This window comes from Flavobacterium sp. LC2016-12 (assembly GCF_015351595.1).
GTDB lineage: Bacteria > Bacteroidota > Bacteroidia > Flavobacteriales > Flavobacteriaceae > Flavobacterium.
This window is the reverse complement of the sequence record NZ_JADKPT010000012.1, coordinates 1-19,580: the sequence shown is the minus strand read 5'-3', so window position 1 is coordinate 19,580 and position 19,580 is coordinate 1. Positions and strand designations below refer to the sequence as shown.

Sequence of the window (19,580 nt, the reverse complement as noted above, 5' to 3'; positions counted from 1 at the left end):
CGAATTTAAATTTAAAAACACAATCATGAGCTTCGAAAACACAATCAAAAAAGCCTACACAGCTTTTAACGAAAGAAACATTGACAATGCACTTTCAACAATGCAACCAGATGTACAATGGTCAAAAGCATGGGAAGGAGGTTACATTTCCGGACACGATGAAATTAAGCAGTATTGGACCAGACAATGGACAGAGATTAACCCAAATGTTGAGCCAGTGGGTTTCAATGAAAGAGAAAACGGAAGCTTAGAAGTTAAAGTTCATCAAAATGTAAAAGATTTGCAAGGAAATTTGATGTTTGACGGATTCGTAAAACATATTTATACCTTTCAGGATGGATTAATAAAAACAATGGATATCGAACTGGTTGAAAATAATTAATTAGAAAAATAAAAAAGATGTCAATAAAACAAGAGTCCGAATTGATCGGAATGAAAAAAGCCAGCGAAGCAGTTGCTTATACTTTAAAAGAAATGCAAAAATTTGCTAAACCAGGTATGACAACGAAGGAATTAGACGAATATGGAGGAAAGATCCTTAATGATTTAGGTGCAAAATCGGCTCCGTATTTAACTTATGGTTTCCCCGGATGGACTTGTATCAGCGTAAATAATGAATTTTGTCATGGTATTCCATCTGAGAAGAGAATATTAGAAGAAGGGGATTTAATTAATATTGATGTTTCTGCAGAATTGGGTGGCTTTTGGTCAGATAATGGAGGTTCATTTGTTATAGGTGAAGACAAAAACGGACACCAAAAACTAGTTGATGCTTCAAAAGATATTTTGCAAAAAGCCATAAATAACATAAAAGGCGGAGTGAAAATTTCTGAAATAGGATATCTTATAGAGACAGAAGCAAAAAAAAGAGGTTACAAAGTAATAAAAAATTTAGGTGGCCATGGAATTGGCAGAAGTTTACACGAACAACCAGACGAGTTACTAAATTACAAAAATCGCTTTGACCAACGACGTTTTAAGAAGAACTCGGTTGTGGCGATTGAAACTTTCATATCCACAACTTCATCTCAGGCAGTAGAACTTAATGACGGTTGGACAATGGTTGGCAACAAAGGTGGTTTTATGGCACAGCACGAACATACAATTGTGGTTACTGAGAGCAAACCGATCATACTAACAGAAAGGAATGGAATTTGGAATTAAATAAGCGTTTCTAAACCTTAGATATAAATCCTTTGCAAATAAAAACACATATAACACTAACAGACAGGTATTTACAAATAAAAAAGCGATAAATATTTTTCTTCGGCATGCTTTTTGGTTTTCGTATCTTTAATAATAATTTAAAAATTGAAATCATGAAATCACTAAAATATTTATTTCTCGGATTGTCGCTTTTGGCAATCAATTTTTCAAATGCTCAGGTTAATGTAAACGTTAACATAGGTACACCGCCACTATGGGGACCAGTTGGTTATAATGATGCACGTTATTATTACCTACCAGATCTTCAAACTTATTATGATGTAAACACATCTAATTATATTTACATCAATAATGGAAAATGGATAAGAGCGAGAACACTTCCATCTGTTTACAGAAATTATGATCTTTACAACGAGTATAAAGTGGTATTAACAGATTACAGAGGAAATTCTCCTTATGATAATTTTAAAACCCATAAAGTAAAATACGCCAAAGGTTACAAAGGAAAACCTCAAAAAACAATTGGTCAAAAACCGGGAAACGGAAATAACAAACAAGGACACGATAACGGAAACCATGGAAACGGAAACAGCAAAGGAAACAACGGTAAAGGAAACGGAAAACATTAAAACTAAGAGGCTTTAAACAGCCTCTTTTTTTTGCTCAATTTATTCTAAATTCTATAATTCTCAAAAAGACAAGATTGCAAAAAGCACGTTAAAATCTATATCTAATAGCAGTTTTTCCACATAAAAAAATACTTTTGTCAAAACGAAAACAAAGAGAGTCTTTTCACCACTCACCCTGAACCTGAAAGTGTACTGTTATGGATCATGATAAATTTATTTTCTGTCTGGAAGGCGTTCCTGATGTAGATACTTATTTAGAGACTCAAGTGGTTAAAAACTTAGAAGAAATTGCTATTGATCAAGGCATTGCAAGTATTTATAAGACTTGTGACACCATTGAAGGTCTCGAAGAAAGTCTAAATGTATTGCTATATGAAGATCATAATTTTAAAGATTATGAAATCATCTATTTGGTAATGCCAGGCGAACCTAATAACATCTGTCTTCATGATTATTATTATAGTCTGGAAGAAATAGCTGAACTTTTTGAAGGGAAGATGAAAGGAAAGATAATTCATTTTGCCAACAAGAAAATCTTAGATCTCAAAGAAGATGAAGCACAATATTTTCTGGACATAACTGGGGCGCGTGCCATTTCAGGTTACGGATCAACTTATAATAAAATAGCCAGCAGCAGTACTATTGACAAAGCTTTTTTTAGCTTATATCAGGACAATGACGATCTTACTGAAGTTGTTGAAGAATTGTACCAAAAACATTATGCACTTTGTCAATTGCTTGATTTCAGGCTTTATTATTAAAGATGAAAAAACAGGCAAACGAAAAAATAAAAACTTACGGAGCGAAAGGATTTCGGGAACGATTTCTTGGAGAAGAAAATCCGATACATTTGCTATTCAAATCCAATTCAGACCATTTTTTTTGTTTGAAAATTGAAGAAATGATGGGACTTCAATTTCCTGTTCCGCCTTCAAAACACAGTTGTCATACTGTCATTTTTATAACTTCGGGCATTCATAGTATCAAAATTGGCTTCGAAGAATACCATACTTATTCTAATGGAATTATAGTCGTTCCGGCAGGTCAGATTTTTTCAGTAGAACATTTAAACAATAAGCATGTTGGTTTTGTCTGTCAATTTCACCCTGATGTTCTAATTGGAAAATATGGCGGAAGCGAGATGATTAATGAATTTGACTTTCTGAAAATTGGCGGCAATCCAAAAATTCCGGTTTCAGAAACAGACTTTCCTTTTATCCTCAATTTATTCAACCGTCTCCAGCATGAATATGTTTCGAACGAAAAGACTAATTTAGAAATCGTTCAATCCTATTTGATGGCTTTATTCTGTGAAATGAATAAAAACAAAATTAAAAAAACAAAAAACAATAGTGCGGCAACGACACTCTCTTCAAAATTCAAAGCACTTATTTATGATCATATTAAAATAAATCATCAGGTAAATTACTATGCTTCGCTTTTAAATGTAACACCCAATCATTTAAACAAATCAATAAAAACAACTACTGGAAAGTCAGCAACGAACTGGATTGACGAAACCATAATGCTTGAAGCAAAATATTTACTCTATCAAACTACATTTTCTGTTAGTGAAATTGCAATGCAGGTTGGTCACGAAGATCAGTCTTACTTCAGCAGATTCTTTAAAAAACACGAAGGCATGACTCCCGTTCAGTACCGAAAAATGATTGATAAGTCCTAATTATTGATTGCGAAATCCTATCAACTCCTAAAGCATTTCATGAAATTTGCCTCATAAAAAAGGAGATTTATGATTCATGTTTTTAAAACTTCAGTTGATACAAAATCGAAATTAGAATTCGCAACAGCTTTGCTTAGCGAATTGCTGCCTCATGCCAAATGGAACTTTGATCTCGAGGATTGTGATAACATTTTACGAATTGAGAGTGAAACGGAAGTTTCTGAAATAGTACTACAAAACAACATTTTTGATTGTATAGAATTAGAATAAAATTTCAATCAAAACTTTACCCAAAATCACCTATTCATTATGGAAACTGCCCTGCATCAAAATAAAACTTTTGATACCATTGATTATTCAGAACAAAGATTATCAGACAACGAATTTGTAAATTGTGAATTCATCAACTGTAATTTCTCCAAAAGCGATTTCAGTTCTATTGATTTCTTAGATTGTACTTTCAAAAACTGCAATTTATCATTAGCCATTCTTAAGAATACCGGGCTTAAAAACATTCAGTTTATCGGTTGTAAATTGATGGGATTAGATTTCAGCGCAAGCAATAGCTTTTTGTTTTCAATGCATTTTCAGGATTGCCTTTTAGATTATTCCACCTTCATTTATAAAAAATTAAAGAAAACAAGTTTTATCGATTGCTCTCTAAAGGATGTTGATTTTTCTAATACCGATCTGTCTCTTGCCGTTTTTAAAAATTGTGATTTGGCAAATGCCACTTTCGTGGAATGCATCCTGGAAAAAACCGATTTTCGTTCTTCCAGGAATTATGCTTTTGATCCTTCCGAAAATAAAATCAAAAGAACTAAAGTTTCACACGCAGCACTTGCTGGATTATTGGAGAAATTTGATTTGGATATTGAGTAAGATTTTCACAAGCTTCTATTATAAAAAAGCCTTTAAACGCAATTCGTTTAAGGGCTTTTTACTATAATTAACCTATTATTAAACAGACTGTAATTGTAAATTACTTTTATGTTTCTGCATTAAAAGCAGCGTAATAATCATTCCTATACCCGCCATTCCGATACCAATAAGATTTGGAGACGCATAACTATAACCCGCCGCTAAAGGCAATCCACCTAAAAAGGCTCCTAAAGCATTTCCTATATTGAAACTTCCCTGAAGTGCTGCCGAGGCGATCATTTCAGCATCTTTAGCTGTTTTAATCATCAGCATTTGAATGGGTGCAATTACAGAAAACGAAATTGCTCCGGTTAAAAATGTCAGAAATAAAGATATGTATTGATTGAAAGAGAAAAAGTAAACCATAATCAAATCGGCCACCATTACAAACAACAATGCTAATACAGTTGGTGCCGGCGAATATTTATCAGCCAATTTGCCTCCAAGAAAATTCCCAACTACCATTCCTAATCCGGCTAATATTAAAATATACGAAACATCTTCGGGAGAAAACTTAGAAACATTTATTAATAAAGGTGCGATATAACTAATCCAGGCAAACAATCCTCCAAAACCAATCGCTGTAATTCCGATGATTAACCAGGCTTCTGTTTTCTTGAAAAACAACAATTGTGTTTTCATATTTACATTACCGCTTTTCTCCAAGTTTGGCATCCATAAAGAAATAAACAAAAAGGTCAGCATTCCGACAATCGCAATTAATACAAAAGTATAACGCCAGATAAAATGGTGTCCTATATAAGTACCAATTGGCACTCCTATTAAATTGGCCAGCGTTAAACCAGCAAACATTATTGAAATTGCCTGCGCTTCTTTTCCTTTATCAGCCAAACGGCTCGCGACTACCGCTCCTACCCCAAAAAAGGCACCATGTGGCAATCCGGAAAGAAATCGTGAAGCAAACAGAAAATCATAAGTAGGCGCAATTATTGAAAGAGCGTTGAAAACCGTTAACATCAAAGCTAATATTAAAAGCATTTTTTTTGGCGGAACATTTCTTCCGATGATTACTAATAAAGGCGCACCAATAACAACACCCAACGCGTAAGCCGAAATTAAATAGCCGGCAACCGGAATTGAAACTTTCATATCTGAAGCAATATCAGGAAGTAAACCCATCATTACAAATTCGGTTATCCCAATAGTTAAGCCTCCCAAAGACAAGGCAATAAGACTTTTTTTCATTTGTTTTATTAAGAAAGGATTAGACTTTCTACGATGCAAATTTACGTCAGGAATGCAAGAAATAAATTGTACATTTGCGATATAAACTTGTAAATTTAAGTTATGCCGAAATTAAATCAATTCAAAACACTGATGATTGATGAGTTTGAAGATGAGAAATTTCATCTTCCATTGCACTCTCATACCTATTATGAGATCATCTATATAAAGAAAGGAAGCGGAGTCCATCACTTAAATAACAATTTATTGCCTTATAAGTCAGGTGATCTATTCGTAATTTCACCAGAAGACGAGCATTATTTTGATATTAAAAAAAGTACACGTTTCTTTTATATAAAGTTTACCGATAGTTATTTCAATTCCAAACAAAACCTTACGTGCGATGAATTTTTAATTCACACTCCTGAAAGTTTCATGCGAAACAAGACATTAAAAGAAACCGTTCTTAAACTAGATGATCCATGCAAAACTATATTAAAAAATACAATCGAAAATATTGCTGCTTATAATTGTCATACTGATGTTTCAAATTCACCAATTGTATTTTATCAGATTCTTTCGATTTTTGGATTAATAAAAGAAACAATGCGCGGTCAGAATCTTGTTGTAAGAGGCAATTCTATTGATAACGAGCAAATAACATCCTATATCCATCAGAATATTTATCAGCCAAAATTGGTTCAGATTAAAATAATTGCAGATCATTTTAATATTGCTCAAACCTATTTCAGTGCTTATTTCAAAAGAACATTTGCGATTAGCTATCGCGATTATATTCATAATCTGCGAACGACTTTAATCGAAAAAAGATTCCACAACAACCAATTACCAATTAAGCAAATTGCACACGAATTTGGTTTTACAGACGAAAGTCATTTGTCGAATTATTTTAAAAAACGAAAAAACATGAAACCTACAGAATATAAAAAACTGTAGTTAGCGAAATCTTAAATAATCTTGGTACTTGAAAAAAAAACTTAATTTTGTATCACTAACCTAATTTCTTTGGCAAAAAAAGTACACATATTACTTCTCGTTTTAACCTTTGGCTTCTTTTTGATACCAACTGCGGGTTTTGCATGTGGAAAATCGTCTGAAAAAATTTCTTGCGAAAGAAAAAGTGCAATAAAAACAAATTCAGATTCTTGTCAAAAAGACTGTTGCAAAAAAGGTCATTCTTCAAAAAAAGATCAACACGGCTGCAATGGAAAATGTGATCATACGGGTTGCACAACTTCGGGATTACAATTTAGTCTGATTTCAGAAAATGAATTTGATTTCAATACTAATGCTTTTAATTTCTCTTTAGAGAAACCTATTTCATATTACACTGAAACCCCTGTTTCAGATGGATTTACTTCTATTTGGTCGCCGCCAAAAATAAAATAATTGTATTTCGTACAGCCATAATTGGGTTTTGCCGCGAAGACACGAAGACCCAAAGAAATATTAAATTTAATTATTCAACTTAGAGAAATTTACAATCTCTATAAAATCATATAAAATGAAAAAGTCAATAGCAACTATAGTATCAGTACTTACATTATTTACTGCAAACATTATTCAGGCAAAATCAATAAAAACTGAAACAACATCAATTGAAATTGCAGATTCAAATCAGCTGCAACCTGTTTATGATGCTTATTTTACAGTAAAAGACGCACTTATCAAAAGTGACAGCAAATTAACTTCGGCGAAAGCCAAAGATCTATTAACAGCAATTTCGGCTGTAAAAATGGACAAACTTAAAAGCGATGAACATACAGCCTGGATGAAAGTCATTAAAAAACTGACTACTGATGCAAAAACTATTTCGGCAACTACAGATCTGAAAAAGCAACGCGAAACTTTCAAATCACTTTCAAAAAATACTTACGATCTTATTAAGGTTTCAAAATCGGCACAAGTTGTTTACAAACAATACTGTCCAATGGCAGACGCTGATTGGTTAAGCAAAGAAAAAGCAGTTAAGAATCCGTACTACGGTTCTTCAATGTTAACTTGCGGAAACGTGGTAGAAACTATCAAATAAATATGAAGCTCTACATCAAAAACATGGTGTGTAGTCGATGTAAAATGGTTGTGAAGTCTGAGTTTGAGAAACTCGGACTTCAGACTATTTCTGTTGAATTGGGCGAAGTCGAACTCAAAGACAACATCTCTGAAGATCAAAAGAAAGAACTTTTAACGCATCTTCATGCCTTAGGTTTCGATTTAATCGATGATAAAAAAAGTAAAACCATTGAGAAAATAAAAAATCTCATCATTGATTTGGTTCATCATAAAAACAACGAACTTAAAATCAATTTATCTGATTATCTGGCGCAAAACCTTAATCAGGACTATAATACGTTAAGCAATTTATTTTCAGAAGTAGAAAACACAACAATCGAAAAATATTTCATCAGTCAGAAAATAGAAAAAGTAAAAGAGCTTTTGATTTATAATGAACTTTCGTTAAGCGAAATAGCCGACATTTTAAATTATAGTAATGTAGCACATTTGAGTAATCAATTTAAGAAGATTACGGGCTTCACTCCTACTTATTACAAACAATTGAAGGATAAAAAACGCATTCAGATAGAGAATTTGTAAATCAATTTATACCATAAAAAAAACGTGCTATAAATTAGCACGTTTTTTATTTATCTGAATAATGTCCCATTGCAGAAATTACCACAACGGTTACAATTTCCTCTTCAACACTATAGATAAGTCTGTCTTTTTTATTTATTTCCCTGGACCAAAATCCTGAAAAGTTATGTTTGAGTGCCTCAGGTTTTCCTACTCCTTCAAATGGAGTTTCACTAAGTTCTTCTAAAATTTTTGCGATTTTTTTAATACTAGCCTGATTACCTGATTTTAAATGTTTAGAAATTTCCGCTTGTGCCTCCGGAATCACTTCAACCCTAAACTTCCCCATATATCATTAGGATCAACTGTTATACTTTTAGATTTTCCACTTTTATAATCTGCATATCGCTTTTGTATCTCAGCAACGAATTCAGGATTATAAGGACTTTCTTCTTCCTCTATTTTCACACCTTTATTCGTAACTGCTAGCAACTTTGCAAGTTCAAGCAGTGTTTTACCCGCTTTTGTTCGCTCGTTAATGGTTATAGTTGTCATAATCTAATTATTTATATTACAAAGATACAAAAACCTACCTATTATAATCCATTCAATTATTTAACTAAAAATATCCTTATTTTTGTAAAACCCTCAATATCAAAGAATTTATTTTTATAAATTATAATTTGTAATTTTTTTGACCGCAAAGCGCGCAAAGATCTACGCAAAGAACGCAAAGTTATAGTCAAAGCTTTGCGAACTTTGTGTTTTTAATAAATATAGTATATCAAAAAACCTTTGCGCACTTTGCGGTTAAATAACTTTTTGTAAATATTACAAATCATTCTCAAAATTATACAACCCGAAGCAAACCTTACTTCGGAAATTTGCATTGTAATACTTTAAAAGATAAAACAATGACACATACCTATCAGCTTACCGGAATGACTTGTTCAAGTTGTGAGGACAAAGTAAAAAGAGCACTTGAATTAGTTGACAATATCACTACTGTAGAAGTTTCAAAAGAAAACAATACTGCAACTGTGAGTATGAACAAACATATTGCCCTAGCAGATTTGCAAAATGCTTTAGACCCTAAATATAAGATATCTGCTATTGAGCATAATGAAACTATTGAGCAAACGAGATCCTGGTTTGAAACTTATAAACCTATTTTACTTATTTTCTTTTATATCAGTTTGATCACGGTTTTAATACAAACTACCAACCATCATTTTGAATACATGCAGGCGATGCAGCACTTTATGGCAGGATTCTTTTTGGTTTTCTCTTTCTTCAAAATGCTGAATTTAAAAGGTTTTGCCGAAAGCTATATGATGTATGATGTTTTGGCCAGAAAAATTCCGGTTTGGGGATATATTTATGCCTTTCTCGAATTCGGCTTAGGAATTTCTTATCTCCTGAATTTCAATCCAATTTTCACAAACGCTGTTACTTTCATTGTAATGACTATTAGTATTATTGGTGTTCTGCAATCAGTTTTAAATAAAAAGAAAATTCAGTGTGCGTGTTTAGGTGCCGTTTTTAATTTGCCTATGAGCACTGTTACTATTATAGAAGACGGTTTAATGATTATCATGAGTTTAATTATGCTAACAACAATGTTATAATGAATTATAAAAAATCAGTTCCAGCGGTATTATTACTTTTATTCTTCACTCAAATTATGCTTTCGCAGAAAGTCGTTCGATACGATTTATACGTTCGCGACACTATTGTCAATTTTTCCGGAAAAGAAAAACGTGCTCTGACTGTTAACGGACAAATTCCAATGCCGACTCTGACATTTACGGAAGGCGATATTGCAGAAATTTATGTCCACAACGAACTGGATAAAGAAGATACCGCATTACATTGGCACGGATTATTTCTTCCGAATAAAGAAGATGGCGTTCCTTATTTAACGCAAATGCCAATTAAACCTGGAACTACTCATAAATATAGTTTTCCAATTATTCAGAATGGAACGTATTGGTATCACAGCCATTCCGGACTGCAGGAACAAATAGGTTTGTACGGTCTTTTTATCATCAACAAAAAGAAAGACGACACTACTTTTAGAAAAGAAATTGATGATTTACCGACAGTTCCCGTCATCTTAAGCGAATGGACCGATCTAAAACCGGAAAATGTTCAGCGAATGTTGCACAATGCCAACGATTGGTTTGCCATAAAAAAAGGAACAACGCAAAGTTATGCCGAAGCCATTAAACACGGACAGTTTTCAACAAAAGTGACCAACGAATGGAAACGCATGAACGCCATGGACGTCAGTGATGTTTATTATGAGAAGTTTTTAATTAATGGTAAAAATGAAGATCAGCTTTCGCAATTTAAAGCTGGCGATAAAGTCCGACTTCGAATCGCAAACGGAGGCGCCTCGAGTTATTTCTGGCTGACTTACGGTGGTGGAAAAATAACGGTTGTGGCCAGTGACGGAAACGACGTTGAACCCGTAGAAGTCGACCGATTGATTATTGCAGTTTCTGAAACCTATGATATTGTCGTTACAATTCCTGAAGATAAAAAATCCTTTGCTTTTTTGGCTACAGCCGAAGACAGAACCGGATCAGCTTCTTTGTTTTTAGGAGACGGAGCTAAACAGCCTGTCGCTCATCTTCCCAAATTAAAATATTTTGAAGGGATGAAAATGATGAACGACATGATGAAGATGAATGGAGAAATGAATGATATGGGCATGAATATGTCTTTGAATAAAATGGACATGAACGCCGTGATGTATCCGGAGATTTCCGGAGAAGAGCAAGTATCTAAAACAGAAGATCATTCTCAGCATACTATGGAAGGCATGAATATGGCAAACGATACAACAGAAGTTGCTGAGATTACAACGCTGAATTACGGAATGCTAAAATCTCCAACTATAACAACATTACCAAAAGATGCTCCCGTAAAAGAATTACGCTTTGAATTATCAGGAAACATGAATCGATATGTTTGGAGTATGGACAATAAAGTAATTTCTGAAACCGATAAAATCTTAATTAAAAAAGGAGAAAACGTTCGGATTGTACTATATAATGGTTCGATGATGCGACATCCAATGCATTTACACGGGCATGATTTCAGAATTTTGAACGAACATGGCGATTATTCTCCACTTAAAAATGTGATTGATATTATGCCAATGGAAACCGATACGATCGAATTTCAGGCAAATGCTGACGGCGACTGGTTTTTTCATTGTCACATCTTATATCATATGATGGCGGGAATGGGAAGGATTTTTAGCTATGAAAATTCGGCTCCAAACCCTTTGATTCATCATCCTGAAATGGCGTACAAAATGCTAAAAATGGACGATCGTATGTTTCACTTTATGGCCGAAAATGATTTTGCTACAAACGGAAATGACGGAGAAGCCATGTACAGCAACACACGATGGAGCATTGGAACCGAATGGCGTTTGAGTTATAACGACAAACACGGTTATGAAACCGAAACCCATATTGGACGTTACATTGGAAAAATGCAATGGCTTATGCCGTTTATAGGTTTCGACTGGCGCTATCGAAAAATGGGAATGGATGAACAGGAACAAAATTTGTTTGGGCAAACCAATACCAAAGACAATCGTGCTGTTTTTAGCGCCGGACTTGAATATACATTACCAATGCTTGTAAAAGCACAGGTTGAGGTTTATACCGATGGAAATGTGAGAGTGCAATTTGAGCGAAAAGATATTCCGCTTTCAAGACGTTTGCGCATGAATTTAATGTGGAATACTGATAAAGAATATATGGCGGGTTTAAAATATGTAGCGGGAAGAAACTTCGGAATCACAACACATTATGATAGTGATATGGGAATAGGATTTGGAGTTAACCTGAATTATTAATAGTATATTAGCATAGAGATTTTATCAAAAAACTAAACAGTAACCTTCATAAATGAAAAAAGTAAATTTCCTATTCTTATTTCTGACTGCTTTTCTCTTAATAAGCTGTGATCCTTCGCAAGGTATTCTTTTTACAAACAAAGGTGAAAGCAATGTAAAAGTAAAAGTTATTATAAATTCGAAAGTTAAAAACGATCAGCTTGATGAAATGAAAAAAGGAGATTCGATTGTTTTTAATTTAATTCCTCATAATCCAGACGAAAAACAAGGACATATTTATTTTGGAAGAGGAAGATGGGATGATGAAAATATAATTAAAATCAGTAAATCTATCAAAAGCATTGAAATTGAAAATCATAATTATAAGATTGTTTACAAATCGCAACAAGCAATAAATAATTTGCTGAAAGAAAACTATAATGGCATAATCATGAAATCTCTCAATATTAAAATTGATGACAATTTTTTCAAATAAAAATTGGAGAAAAATCTCTTTTATGCTACTTTTTATTTCCGGAATAACCTTAGCAGTCTATAATAACAAAGAAGCTGATTTACAATTTGAAGAAAAATAGAAAATGCCTGGATTGTTTAATTTTCAATGACATATTATTATAAAAACATTAACAAATTGTAAGAATCAACTCTAAGAAATGTTGGTATATTTGAATCACCAGAACACAATATTTCTAACAAAAAACAAATTGTATCAAAATGACAAAAGTAATTACCTTCTTAACGGCTGCTGTATTTTCAATTGGAGTAACTGCACAAGAAACAAAACCGGTTCAAAAAGAAAAAGCAAAAAAAGAATCTTGTTGTAAAAAAACGGCAACAGATAAAAAAGACAAAAAATCTTGTTGCGTTAAAAAATAAATGAAATTCTATTTCAATAAAAAAGACCTCAAAAATTATTGAGGTCTTTTTTTATGTTTTGTTTTGCCACAGATTTCGCAGATTAAAAAGATTACTAGTCTTAGCTTTGACAAAGTTTAAAACTTTGTCAAAGCTAAATCAAGATTTTGATTTTAAAAAATCATTTTAATCTGAGAAATCTGTGGCAAAAAAACTATTTTAATCTTACGCTCCATTCAAAATCCATTTCAGAAACCTGAACTCCTTCTTCATTTGTTCCAATCGATTTCATCCAGAAAGTCTGCCCTTCTCCAGTTTCTATTGTTCTTTTAATAGCATCGGCAATTAAATGACCGTCATTACAAACGAAAGTTATTCTCCCAGTTGCTTTCTTAGTGAAGTTTCCTTTATTGTTAGCTACCAACATCGAAATCTTTCTTCCGCTTTCCTGGATTTGAGAAATCACCAAAGCTCCTGTGGTTAATTCGGCCGCCATGGCTTGCACTGCAAAATACATTGAGTTAAAAGGATTCTGGTTTATCCAACGATGTTTAACACTTACTACGCATCTGTCTTTATCAATTGCTTTAACGCGGACACCACAAATATAAGCTGAAGGTAATTTGAATAATACAAATTTATTGAGTTTGGAAACTGAAACTGCCATGTGATTTATTTTTTTATGTAAAAATACAAAAAAACTATGCACGCACAATAAATTGACATTACTTTCCTAAAACACCAATAAAACCAGTACTTACGAATGATTTTCAGCCTGTTATAATCCCTTTTAAAATTTCAACTTTGTTAAAATTTTGTTAATATTTGGTACTATGCAAAACAAGATACTGTCTTTTAGCCATATATTTGTATAAGAAATTACTATATACTTTTAATCATGGAAACATCAACACCACTAATCATGGAAACAACATCAGAAAAGAACACTGCAACGTTCACACATTTAAGTACTTTAACACAGTATTTCATTCCGTTTGGAAATTATATTTTTCCAATTTTGATCTGGACGAGTTACAAAGACAAATCAGAATTTGTAAATCACCATGGAAAACAGACGTTAAACTTTCAATTGAGTTTATTGCTTTACACTTTGGTTTTGGCTTTAATTGCAATTCCGGTTTTTGTAACTGTTTTTCTTCAGAATCTGCCAATGGAAGCTTTTTTTAACGACCATGATTTTGAGATCAGAAATTTCGATTTTCAAGGTAACATTGGATTGCTTACAATAGGTGGAACAGCAGTAGTACTTTTTGGATTACTAAAAGTTGTTGAATTCTTTTTAGTGATTTATGCTTCAATAAAAACTTCAAACGGAGAATATTACAAATATCCGCTAACGATTCCTTTTATAAAGTAATCTTAAAAGGATTAAAGGTTATAGAAAACGATCAATCATCAATCATCATCATCAATCAAAAAACGAATTGTTCAATCTAAAAAAAACAAAATGAAATTATGAACATTGAAAACACAAAAGCACAGATGCGCAAAGGTGTTCTTGAGTTTTGCATCTTATCTGTATTGAAAGAAAAAGACGCATACACATCAGAAATATTAGACACTTTAAAAAACGCAAAATTACTAGTTGTTGAGGGAACAGTTTATCCACTTTTAACTAGGCTGAAAAACGACGGTTTGCTAAATTATCGTTGGGAAGAATCGACCTCTGGGCCACCACGAAAATATTATGGATTAACCGAGATAGGACAAACATTTTTAAACGAACTTAGCGGCACCTGGACAGAATTATCTGACGCCGTAAATCTAATCACCAATCAAAATCAATAGTCATGAACAAAACAGTAAATATTAACTTAGGAGGTATGTTTTTTCACATCGATGAAGATGCGTACTTAAAATTAACCCGCTATTTTGACGCCATAAAACGATCGCTTAACAGCTCATCCGGACAAGACGAAATTATTAAAGATATCGAAATGCGTGTTTCTGAATTATTAACAGAAAAACAAAAAAGCGAGAAACATGTTGTTGGACTGAAAGATGTTGATGAAGTGATTGCCGTTATGGGACAACCTGAAGATTACATCATTGAAGATGAAGAAAAATCAAATCAGTCTTTTAATGATTACGGAACAAGAAAACATAAAAAATTATACCGTGACAAAGAGAAAGGTATGATTGGTGGTGTTGCAACAGGTTTAGGACATTATTTTGGAATTGACGCTGTTTGGATCAAAATCATATTCTTAGTATTTGTTTTTGCAGGTTTTGGAACTGGAATTTTAGCTTATTTCGTTCTTTGGATCGTAACTCCGGAAGCCGTTACAACTTCTGAGAAATTAGAAATGACTGGTGAGCCGGTAACCATTTCAAACATCGAAAAAAAAGTTCGTGAAGAAATAGAATCATTATCTGATAAATTTAAAAGTGCAGATTATGACAAAATGGGAAACCAGGTAAAGTCGGGAGCTGAGAGAATAAGTAGTTCATTTGGAGACTTTGTCATTACGGTTTTTAAAATCTTTGCAAAATTTTTAGGCGTAGTTTTAATCATGTCAGGAATATCAGTTTTGATCATGTTGCTGATTGGAGTGTTTACCTTAGGAACTAATATTTTTATTGACTTCCCTTGGCAAAACTTTGTTGAAGCAGGAAACTTTACAGAATATCCTATTTGGTCATTTGGTTTATTGATGTTCTTTGCAATTGGAATCCCATTCTTCTTTTTGACACTTTTAGGTTTCAAATTGTTATCGCCAAACTTAAAGTCTATTGGTAATATTACAAAATACACTTTATTGGCAATCTGGATTATCGCTGTTGCAATTGCTATCAGCATTGGAATCAAACAAGCAACTGAAATTTCTTATGACGGAAAAACGGTAGAGAAAAAAGCGATCAGTATCAATGCGAAAGATACGCTTTATGTAAAATTCAGATACAATGATTATTTCGCTAAAGACCTTAACAACTATCACAGAGAGTTTGAGTTTGTACAGGATTCTGTAAACAATCAATTAATTTATTCTAATGATGTTCGTTTGCATGTTTTACACACTGATGAAGCTAGTCCATACTTACAAATAGAAAGAAGTGCAAGAGGAAACTCTTTTACAAATGCTAAAAAAAGAGCTGAAAAAATTGATTACAAAATTCAGATCAACGGAAATCATTTAGTATTGGATAATTATTTTCTAACTGATGTAAAAAATAAATTCAGAGGTCAGGAAGTTGATGTATATTTGTACTTGCCAGAAGGCCAATTGTTTAAACCAGATGCTTCGATACAAGATTATGATGACTCTGAAGATGATTTTTTCAACTTACACTTTAGCGGAAACTACAATTATAAAGTAGAGGGTTCTAAAATTAAATGCTTGAATTGTCCTGCAGATGAAAATGATAATGGAGATGTAGATTATGACAGTGACGAAGACAATACTATTGACAATGATACTGTAAAAGAAGTTTCAATTAAAATTAATGGAAAAGAAGTTCTAAACGGAAAAAAAACCAACGGAAAGTTAACCACTGATAAAAACGGAGTTATAATCAAAATAAACTAAAGCCATGATAAAAATAATCATTCATATTACGAAATTCATTATTGCCACTGTTACCGCATTACTGTTCGCTTCATGTAATTTTACTAACATGAAATCTATAGAAGGAAGTGGAAATGTTACGACTGAAAAACGAATTGTTCAGGGAGATTTTAAAAACGTATCAGTAAGCAATGCTATTGATGTTGTAATCGAACAATCAGATAAAACAGAAATTATTGTTGAAGCTGATGACAATTTGCAGAAAGAAATTAAAACGACTGTTGAAAATGGAACTCTTGTAATTAGCTGTGAATTTACTTCTTTCCACAATGTTACTAAGAAAAAAGTAATTGTAAAAATGCCTGCTATAGATGCACTAGAGGCATCAAGTGCTTCTACTATAACGAGTACAAATGTTCTTCATTCTACTAATATAAAATTAGATGCTTCAAGTGCTGCTACAATGAATGTTAATGTAGAATCTGATGAAATCTCTTTAGATACAGACAGTGCGGGTTCTATTACAATTGAAGGAAAAGCATTAAAAGTAAAATCTTCAGCATCGAGTGCTGCAAATATAGAAGCTGAAAAATTATTAGCCAATGAGATTGAAGCTGATGCCGATAGCGGAGCAAGCATAAATATTAGCCCAATAGTGAGTTTGAAAGCTAATGCCAATAGTGGAGGAAGCATTAATTACAAAGGATCTCCTAAATCAATTGAAAAAACTTCTAATTCAGGCGGAAGTATCAATCAGGGATAAACCTTATTTTACTGTTAAATATAAAAGAAATCATTCATCAAAAGTGGATGATTTTTTTATATTTGTCAAAATCAAATCTAGAATTAATGAAAAAAAGTACAGCCCTACTCCTATTATTATTAGTCACTACAGTAACTTTTGCCCAAAAAAGAGAAAAAATAAAAGGAACTAAAATCGTAACTACTTCAATAAAAGAAACAGGAAATTTTGATGCTCTTGAGGTGGATGATAATATTGAAGTTTATCTGGAACGCGGAGAAAAAAACGAAATTAAAATTGAAGCTGATGATAATTTACATGATATTATCGGAATGGATTTAAGAGAAAAAACACTTCGTTTATATACTTCAAAAGAAAGTACCATTTTCAAAAAACTTACTGTACACGTAACCTACACGAATACTTTTAATAAAGTTATTACAAAAAACGAAGCTGTTGTTTATGCAATTCAGGAACTTCAGTTGGATGATATTACTTTTAATAGTTTTGATTTTTCAAAATTATATTTGAATGTAAATGCTAAAAAATTCAGTTTAATTGCTGATGACAAATCGAGATCGGAAATAAACTTAAAAGCAGATGAAGCGACGCTTCAACTAAGCAAAACTTCGGCTATAAAATCATTAGTCGCAGCAACTAAATTCCAATGCGATTTATATCAAAAAGCTACCGCTACTCTTGAAGGAATTGCCGAAAAAGCAACGATTCGTTTAGATAATAACTCGGTTTTTACAGGAATAAAATTTACTTTAAAAGATGCTAATGTGACTGCTGAAAGTTATTCAACAGGAAGTATCTTAGCTGAAACTGCTATTTCAATCGCTGTTGGAGACAAAGCAGAACTTTCGTTATTTGGAAATCCAGCGATTCAATTGACTCGTTTTTCTGAAGAAGCAAAATTGATTAAGAAGGTAAAGTAAGACGTTTCAAGTTTCAAGTTATTAGAACTAAATTACAGAACATATATAAATAGAAAATCCATTCACAAAATGAATGGATTTTCTATTTATTATAGATTCAAACAAAACTTGAAACCTGAAACTTGAAACTAAAGTAACTATTACTCCTTAGATGCCAAATATCTCTCTGCATCAAGAGCGGCCATACAACCTGTACCCGCAGCAGTAATTGCCTGACGGTAAACATGATCAGCAGCATCTCCAGCTACAAAAACACCATCAACATTTGTTTTAGATGTTCCCGGTGTATTGATGATATAACCCGTTTCATCAAGTGTAATGTAATCTTTAAAGATATCCGTGTTTGGTTTGTGGCCAATTGCTACGAAAAATCCTGTTGCAGGAATTTCGATAACTTCACCAGTCGTTTTATTTAAAGCTTTTATAGCGTGAACAACGTTGCTGTCTCCTAAAACTTCTACAGTATCGTGGTTCATTAAAATCTCGATATTCTCTGTTTTACGAACACGTTCTTCCATGATTTTTGAAGCTCTGAATTTTTCGCTTCTTACCAACATCGTTACTTTTTTACAAAGTTTAGATAAGTAATGTGCTTCTTCACAAGCAGAATCTCCTGCTCCAACAATTACAACTTCCTGATTGCGGTAGAAAAATCCGTCGCAAACTGCACAGGCAGAAACTCCTCCACCCATATTTAAATAATGTTGTTCTGAAGGCAATCCTAAATATTTAGCCGTAGCTCCTGTTGAAATAATAACTGTTTCACAGTGTAATTCGATAGTATCGTTAATCCAAACTTTATGAATATCTCCTGAAAAATCAACTTTAGTAGCCCAACCATCACGAATATCAGCACCAAAACGTTTTGCTTGTTCCTGCAGCTGAATCATCATTTCCGGTCCTGTAACTCCGTCAACATAACCTGGAAAATTTTCTACTTCATTTGTAGTAGTCAATTGACCACCTGGCTGCATTCCCTGATATAATATTGGGTTCATATTAGCTCTGGCAGCGTAAATTGCAGCAGTATAACCCGCTGGACCAGAACCTATAATAAGGCATTTAATTTTTTCTATTGTATCTGACATAATATGTGTAGTTTTTTGTGATGCAAATGTAAACTTTATTATAAAAAATTACCACCAAATTAAATCCTAAATAACTATCTCAAAATAAGTTTTATTTATTTTGAGATTTTCCTTTTGTAAACAGAATTTATTACTATATTTGCATCCGCTTACGGGCAGTACAACAAATACATCTTCGGGGTGTAGCGTAGCCCGGTTATCGCGCCTGCTTTGGGAGCAGGAGGCCGCAGGTTCGAATCCTGCCACCCCGACTAAAGTCTTTTCATCTTTTTGAAAAGACTTTTTTTTGCTTTAAACTTTTTTGAAATTAACATAAACGAACGGTTATAGCGTCCCGATTGAAATCGGGAAGGCCGCAGGTTCGAATCC

General features: G+C 33.0%; 25 protein-coding genes and 1 tRNA gene. 21 read left to right on the top strand and 5 right to left on the bottom strand.

Going from position 1 to position 19,580, the window contains the following annotated elements; translation table 11 throughout:
* Positions 1-25: 25 nt before the first annotated feature.
* The 7 genes from IRZ99_RS16850 to IRZ99_RS16820 all read left to right on the top strand — a co-directional run bounded on the left by IRZ99_RS16850 (position 26) and on the right by IRZ99_RS16820 (position 4,362).
* The gene (locus IRZ99_RS16850) at positions 26-382 is read left to right on the top strand and encodes a nuclear transport factor 2 family protein (protein ID WP_194658376.1); all 357 of its coding nucleotides are present in this window, start codon (positions 26-28) and stop codon (positions 380-382) included.
* A gap of 17 nt (positions 383-399) precedes the next feature.
* Entirely contained in the window at positions 400-1,164 is a 765-nt protein-coding gene (gene map, locus IRZ99_RS16845) for a type I methionyl aminopeptidase (protein WP_194658375.1), read from the top strand.
* 155 nt (positions 1,165-1,319) lie between these two features.
* Positions 1,320-1,796, top strand: coding sequence for a hypothetical protein (locus tag IRZ99_RS16840; RefSeq protein WP_194658374.1), 477 nt, complete (start codon positions 1,320-1,322; stop codon positions 1,794-1,796).
* A gap of 197 nt (positions 1,797-1,993) precedes the next feature.
* Positions 1,994-2,557, top strand: a complete 564-nt coding sequence (locus IRZ99_RS16835) for a DUF6642 family protein (RefSeq protein ID WP_194658373.1) — start codon at positions 1,994-1,996, stop codon at positions 2,555-2,557.
* Positions 2,558-2,559: 2 nt separating this feature from the next.
* A complete protein-coding gene (locus IRZ99_RS16830; RefSeq protein ID WP_194658372.1) occupies positions 2,560-3,480 on the top strand; it encodes an AraC family transcriptional regulator in 921 nt (306 codons plus the stop codon).
* A gap of 69 nt (positions 3,481-3,549) precedes the next feature.
* Positions 3,550-3,750 carry a hypothetical protein gene (locus IRZ99_RS16825; protein ID WP_194658371.1) on the top strand — a complete coding sequence of 67 codons (201 nt, stop codon included), beginning with the start codon at positions 3,550-3,552 and terminating at the stop codon, positions 3,748-3,750.
* Positions 3,751-3,789: 39 nt separating this feature from the next.
* Positions 3,790-4,362: a pentapeptide repeat-containing protein gene (locus IRZ99_RS16820; RefSeq protein WP_194658370.1), complete on the top strand. Its 573-nt coding sequence runs from the start codon at positions 3,790-3,792 to the stop codon at positions 4,360-4,362.
* A gap of 78 nt (positions 4,363-4,440) precedes the next feature.
* Here the strand turns inward: IRZ99_RS16820 and IRZ99_RS16815 are convergent, their stop codons facing one another.
* Entirely contained in the window at positions 4,441-5,607 is a 1,167-nt protein-coding gene (locus IRZ99_RS16815) for an MFS transporter (RefSeq protein ID WP_194658369.1), read from the bottom strand.
* Between the two features lie 102 nt (positions 5,608-5,709).
* Between IRZ99_RS16815 and IRZ99_RS16810 the strand changes: the two genes are divergently transcribed.
* From IRZ99_RS16810 to IRZ99_RS16795, 4 genes are all read left to right on the top strand, one after another.
* Positions 5,710-6,543, top strand: a complete 834-nt coding sequence (locus tag IRZ99_RS16810) for an AraC family transcriptional regulator (RefSeq protein ID WP_194658368.1) — start codon at positions 5,710-5,712, stop codon at positions 6,541-6,543.
* A gap of 69 nt (positions 6,544-6,612) precedes the next feature.
* Positions 6,613-6,996 (top strand): hypothetical protein, encoded by a 384-nt coding sequence (locus IRZ99_RS16805; protein WP_194658367.1) that lies wholly within the window; start codon positions 6,613-6,615, stop codon positions 6,994-6,996.
* Positions 6,997-7,111: 115 nt separating this feature from the next.
* Entirely contained in the window at positions 7,112-7,639 is a 528-nt protein-coding gene (locus IRZ99_RS16800) for a DUF3347 domain-containing protein (RefSeq protein WP_194658366.1), read from the top strand.
* A 2-nt stretch (positions 7,640-7,641) separates the two neighbouring features.
* Positions 7,642-8,202 (top strand): AraC family transcriptional regulator, encoded by a 561-nt coding sequence (locus IRZ99_RS16795; protein WP_194658365.1) that lies wholly within the window; start codon positions 7,642-7,644, stop codon positions 8,200-8,202.
* 46 nt (positions 8,203-8,248) lie between these two features.
* Here the strand turns inward: IRZ99_RS16795 and IRZ99_RS16790 are convergent, their stop codons facing one another.
* Together IRZ99_RS16790 and IRZ99_RS16785 are read right to left on the bottom strand one after the other, a co-directional pair.
* Complete coding sequence (locus IRZ99_RS16790) at positions 8,249-8,530, bottom strand: Txe/YoeB family addiction module toxin (RefSeq protein ID WP_194658364.1); 282 nt, start codon at positions 8,528-8,530, stop codon at positions 8,249-8,251.
* Positions 8,506-8,736, bottom strand: a complete 231-nt coding sequence (locus IRZ99_RS16785; protein ID WP_072974537.1) for a DUF2683 family protein — start codon at positions 8,734-8,736, stop codon at positions 8,506-8,508. The genes IRZ99_RS16790 and IRZ99_RS16785 overlap by 25 nt, the downstream gene beginning before the upstream one ends.
* Before the next feature lie 359 nt (positions 8,737-9,095).
* Here IRZ99_RS16785 and IRZ99_RS16780 point away from each other — a divergent pair, with 359 nt between their 5' ends.
* The 4 genes from IRZ99_RS16780 to IRZ99_RS16765 all read left to right on the top strand — a co-directional run bounded on the left by IRZ99_RS16780 (position 9,096) and on the right by IRZ99_RS16765 (position 12,934).
* Positions 9,096-9,809 carry a heavy-metal-associated domain-containing protein gene (locus tag IRZ99_RS16780; RefSeq protein ID WP_194658363.1) on the top strand — a complete coding sequence of 238 codons (714 nt, stop codon included), beginning with the start codon at positions 9,096-9,098 and terminating at the stop codon, positions 9,807-9,809.
* Positions 9,809-12,058 (top strand): multicopper oxidase domain-containing protein, encoded by a 2,250-nt coding sequence (locus tag IRZ99_RS16775; protein WP_194658362.1) that lies wholly within the window; start codon positions 9,809-9,811, stop codon positions 12,056-12,058. The genes IRZ99_RS16780 and IRZ99_RS16775 overlap by 1 nt, the downstream gene beginning before the upstream one ends.
* 52 nt (positions 12,059-12,110) lie before the next feature.
* Positions 12,111-12,533: a hypothetical protein gene (locus IRZ99_RS16770; RefSeq protein ID WP_194658361.1), complete on the top strand. Its 423-nt coding sequence runs from the start codon at positions 12,111-12,113 to the stop codon at positions 12,531-12,533.
* 239 nt (positions 12,534-12,772) lie between these two features.
* On the top strand, positions 12,773-12,934 hold the full coding sequence (locus IRZ99_RS16765) for a hypothetical protein (protein WP_194658360.1): 162 nt from the start codon (positions 12,773-12,775) through the stop codon (positions 12,932-12,934).
* A gap of 193 nt (positions 12,935-13,127) precedes the next feature.
* On the opposite strand, the gene IRZ99_RS16760 is transcribed toward IRZ99_RS16765, so the two are convergent.
* A complete protein-coding gene (locus tag IRZ99_RS16760; protein WP_194658359.1) occupies positions 13,128-13,580 on the bottom strand; it encodes a DUF4442 domain-containing protein in 453 nt (150 codons plus the stop codon).
* 231 nt (positions 13,581-13,811) lie between these two features.
* On the opposite strand from IRZ99_RS16760, the gene IRZ99_RS16755 reads away from it, so the two are divergent.
* The 5 genes from IRZ99_RS16755 to IRZ99_RS16735 all read left to right on the top strand — a co-directional run bounded on the left by IRZ99_RS16755 (position 13,812) and on the right by IRZ99_RS16735 (position 18,123).
* The gene (locus tag IRZ99_RS16755; RefSeq protein WP_228519112.1) at positions 13,812-14,291 is read left to right on the top strand and encodes a DUF4870 domain-containing protein; all 480 of its coding nucleotides are present in this window, start codon (positions 13,812-13,814) and stop codon (positions 14,289-14,291) included.
* A 98-nt stretch (positions 14,292-14,389) separates the two neighbouring features.
* Entirely contained in the window at positions 14,390-14,722 is a 333-nt protein-coding gene (locus tag IRZ99_RS16750) for a PadR family transcriptional regulator (protein WP_008464689.1), read from the top strand.
* Positions 14,723-14,724: 2 nt separating this feature from the next.
* Positions 14,725-16,461 carry a PspC domain-containing protein gene (locus tag IRZ99_RS16745; RefSeq protein ID WP_194658358.1) on the top strand — a complete coding sequence of 579 codons (1,737 nt, stop codon included), beginning with the start codon at positions 14,725-14,727 and terminating at the stop codon, positions 16,459-16,461.
* Between the two features lie 4 nt (positions 16,462-16,465).
* Positions 16,466-17,203 (top strand): head GIN domain-containing protein, encoded by a 738-nt coding sequence (locus IRZ99_RS16740; protein WP_194658357.1) that lies wholly within the window; start codon positions 16,466-16,468, stop codon positions 17,201-17,203.
* An 86-nt stretch (positions 17,204-17,289) separates the two neighbouring features.
* Entirely contained in the window at positions 17,290-18,123 is an 834-nt protein-coding gene (locus IRZ99_RS16735; protein ID WP_228519111.1) for a GIN domain-containing protein, read from the top strand.
* A 140-nt stretch (positions 18,124-18,263) separates the two neighbouring features.
* On the opposite strand, the gene trxB is transcribed toward IRZ99_RS16735, so the two are convergent.
* A complete protein-coding gene (trxB, locus tag IRZ99_RS16730) occupies positions 18,264-19,211 on the bottom strand; it encodes a thioredoxin-disulfide reductase (RefSeq protein WP_194658355.1) in 948 nt (315 codons plus the stop codon).
* A 176-nt stretch (positions 19,212-19,387) separates the two neighbouring features.
* Here trxB and IRZ99_RS16725 point away from each other — a divergent pair.
* Positions 19,388-19,462, top strand: a tRNA-Pro gene (locus tag IRZ99_RS16725).
* Positions 19,463-19,580: the final 118 nt, after the last annotated feature.

What these genes read in the sequence shown, in the direction of transcription:
- IRZ99_RS16775 (WP_194658362.1), top strand. Translation starts at nt 9,809, where the DNA reads ATGAATTATAAAAAATCAGTTCCAGCGGTATTATTACTTTTATTCTTC.
- IRZ99_RS16830 (WP_194658372.1), top strand. Translation starts at nt 2,560, where the DNA reads ATGAAAAAACAGGCAAACGAAAAAATAAAAACTTACGGAGCGAAAGGA.
- IRZ99_RS16740 (WP_194658357.1), top strand. Translation starts at nt 16,466, where the DNA reads ATGATAAAAATAATCATTCATATTACGAAATTCATTATTGCCACTGTT.
- IRZ99_RS16800 (WP_194658366.1), top strand. Translation starts at nt 7,112, where the DNA reads ATGAAAAAGTCAATAGCAACTATAGTATCAGTACTTACATTATTTACT.
- IRZ99_RS16780 (WP_194658363.1), top strand. Translation starts at nt 9,096, where the DNA reads ATGACACATACCTATCAGCTTACCGGAATGACTTGTTCAAGTTGTGAG.
- IRZ99_RS16765 (WP_194658360.1), top strand. Translation starts at nt 12,773, where the DNA reads ATGACAAAAGTAATTACCTTCTTAACGGCTGCTGTATTTTCAATTGGA.
- trxB (WP_194658355.1), bottom strand. Translation starts at nt 19,211, where the DNA reads ATGTCAGATACAATAGAAAAAATTAAATGCCTTATTATAGGTTCTGGT.
- IRZ99_RS16760 (WP_194658359.1), bottom strand. Translation starts at nt 13,580, where the DNA reads ATGGCAGTTTCAGTTTCCAAACTCAATAAATTTGTATTATTCAAATTA.
- IRZ99_RS16825 (WP_194658371.1), top strand. Translation starts at nt 3,550, where the DNA reads ATGATTCATGTTTTTAAAACTTCAGTTGATACAAAATCGAAATTAGAA.
- IRZ99_RS16750 (WP_008464689.1), top strand. Translation starts at nt 14,390, where the DNA reads ATGAACATTGAAAACACAAAAGCACAGATGCGCAAAGGTGTTCTTGAG.
- IRZ99_RS16770 (WP_194658361.1), top strand. Translation starts at nt 12,111, where the DNA reads ATGAAAAAAGTAAATTTCCTATTCTTATTTCTGACTGCTTTTCTCTTA.
- IRZ99_RS16790 (WP_194658364.1), bottom strand. Translation starts at nt 8,530, where the DNA reads ATGGGGAAGTTTAGGGTTGAAGTGATTCCGGAGGCACAAGCGGAAATT.
- IRZ99_RS16810 (WP_194658368.1), top strand. Translation starts at nt 5,710, where the DNA reads ATGCCGAAATTAAATCAATTCAAAACACTGATGATTGATGAGTTTGAA.
- IRZ99_RS16840 (WP_194658374.1), top strand. Translation starts at nt 1,320, where the DNA reads ATGAAATCACTAAAATATTTATTTCTCGGATTGTCGCTTTTGGCAATC.
- IRZ99_RS16755 (WP_228519112.1), top strand. Translation starts at nt 13,812, where the DNA reads ATGGAAACATCAACACCACTAATCATGGAAACAACATCAGAAAAGAAC.
- IRZ99_RS16785 (WP_072974537.1), bottom strand. Translation starts at nt 8,736, where the DNA reads ATGACAACTATAACCATTAACGAGCGAACAAAAGCGGGTAAAACACTG.
- IRZ99_RS16835 (WP_194658373.1), top strand. Translation starts at nt 1,994, where the DNA reads ATGGATCATGATAAATTTATTTTCTGTCTGGAAGGCGTTCCTGATGTA.
- IRZ99_RS16745 (WP_194658358.1), top strand. Translation starts at nt 14,725, where the DNA reads ATGAACAAAACAGTAAATATTAACTTAGGAGGTATGTTTTTTCACATC.
- IRZ99_RS16795 (WP_194658365.1), top strand. Translation starts at nt 7,642, where the DNA reads ATGAAGCTCTACATCAAAAACATGGTGTGTAGTCGATGTAAAATGGTT.
- IRZ99_RS16815 (WP_194658369.1), bottom strand. Translation starts at nt 5,607, where the DNA reads ATGAAAAAAAGTCTTATTGCCTTGTCTTTGGGAGGCTTAACTATTGGG.
- map (WP_194658375.1), top strand. Translation starts at nt 400, where the DNA reads ATGTCAATAAAACAAGAGTCCGAATTGATCGGAATGAAAAAAGCCAGC.
- IRZ99_RS16735 (WP_228519111.1), top strand. Translation starts at nt 17,290, where the DNA reads ATGAAAAAAAGTACAGCCCTACTCCTATTATTATTAGTCACTACAGTA.
- IRZ99_RS16820 (WP_194658370.1), top strand. Translation starts at nt 3,790, where the DNA reads ATGGAAACTGCCCTGCATCAAAATAAAACTTTTGATACCATTGATTAT.
- IRZ99_RS16850 (WP_194658376.1), top strand. Translation starts at nt 26, where the DNA reads ATGAGCTTCGAAAACACAATCAAAAAAGCCTACACAGCTTTTAACGAA.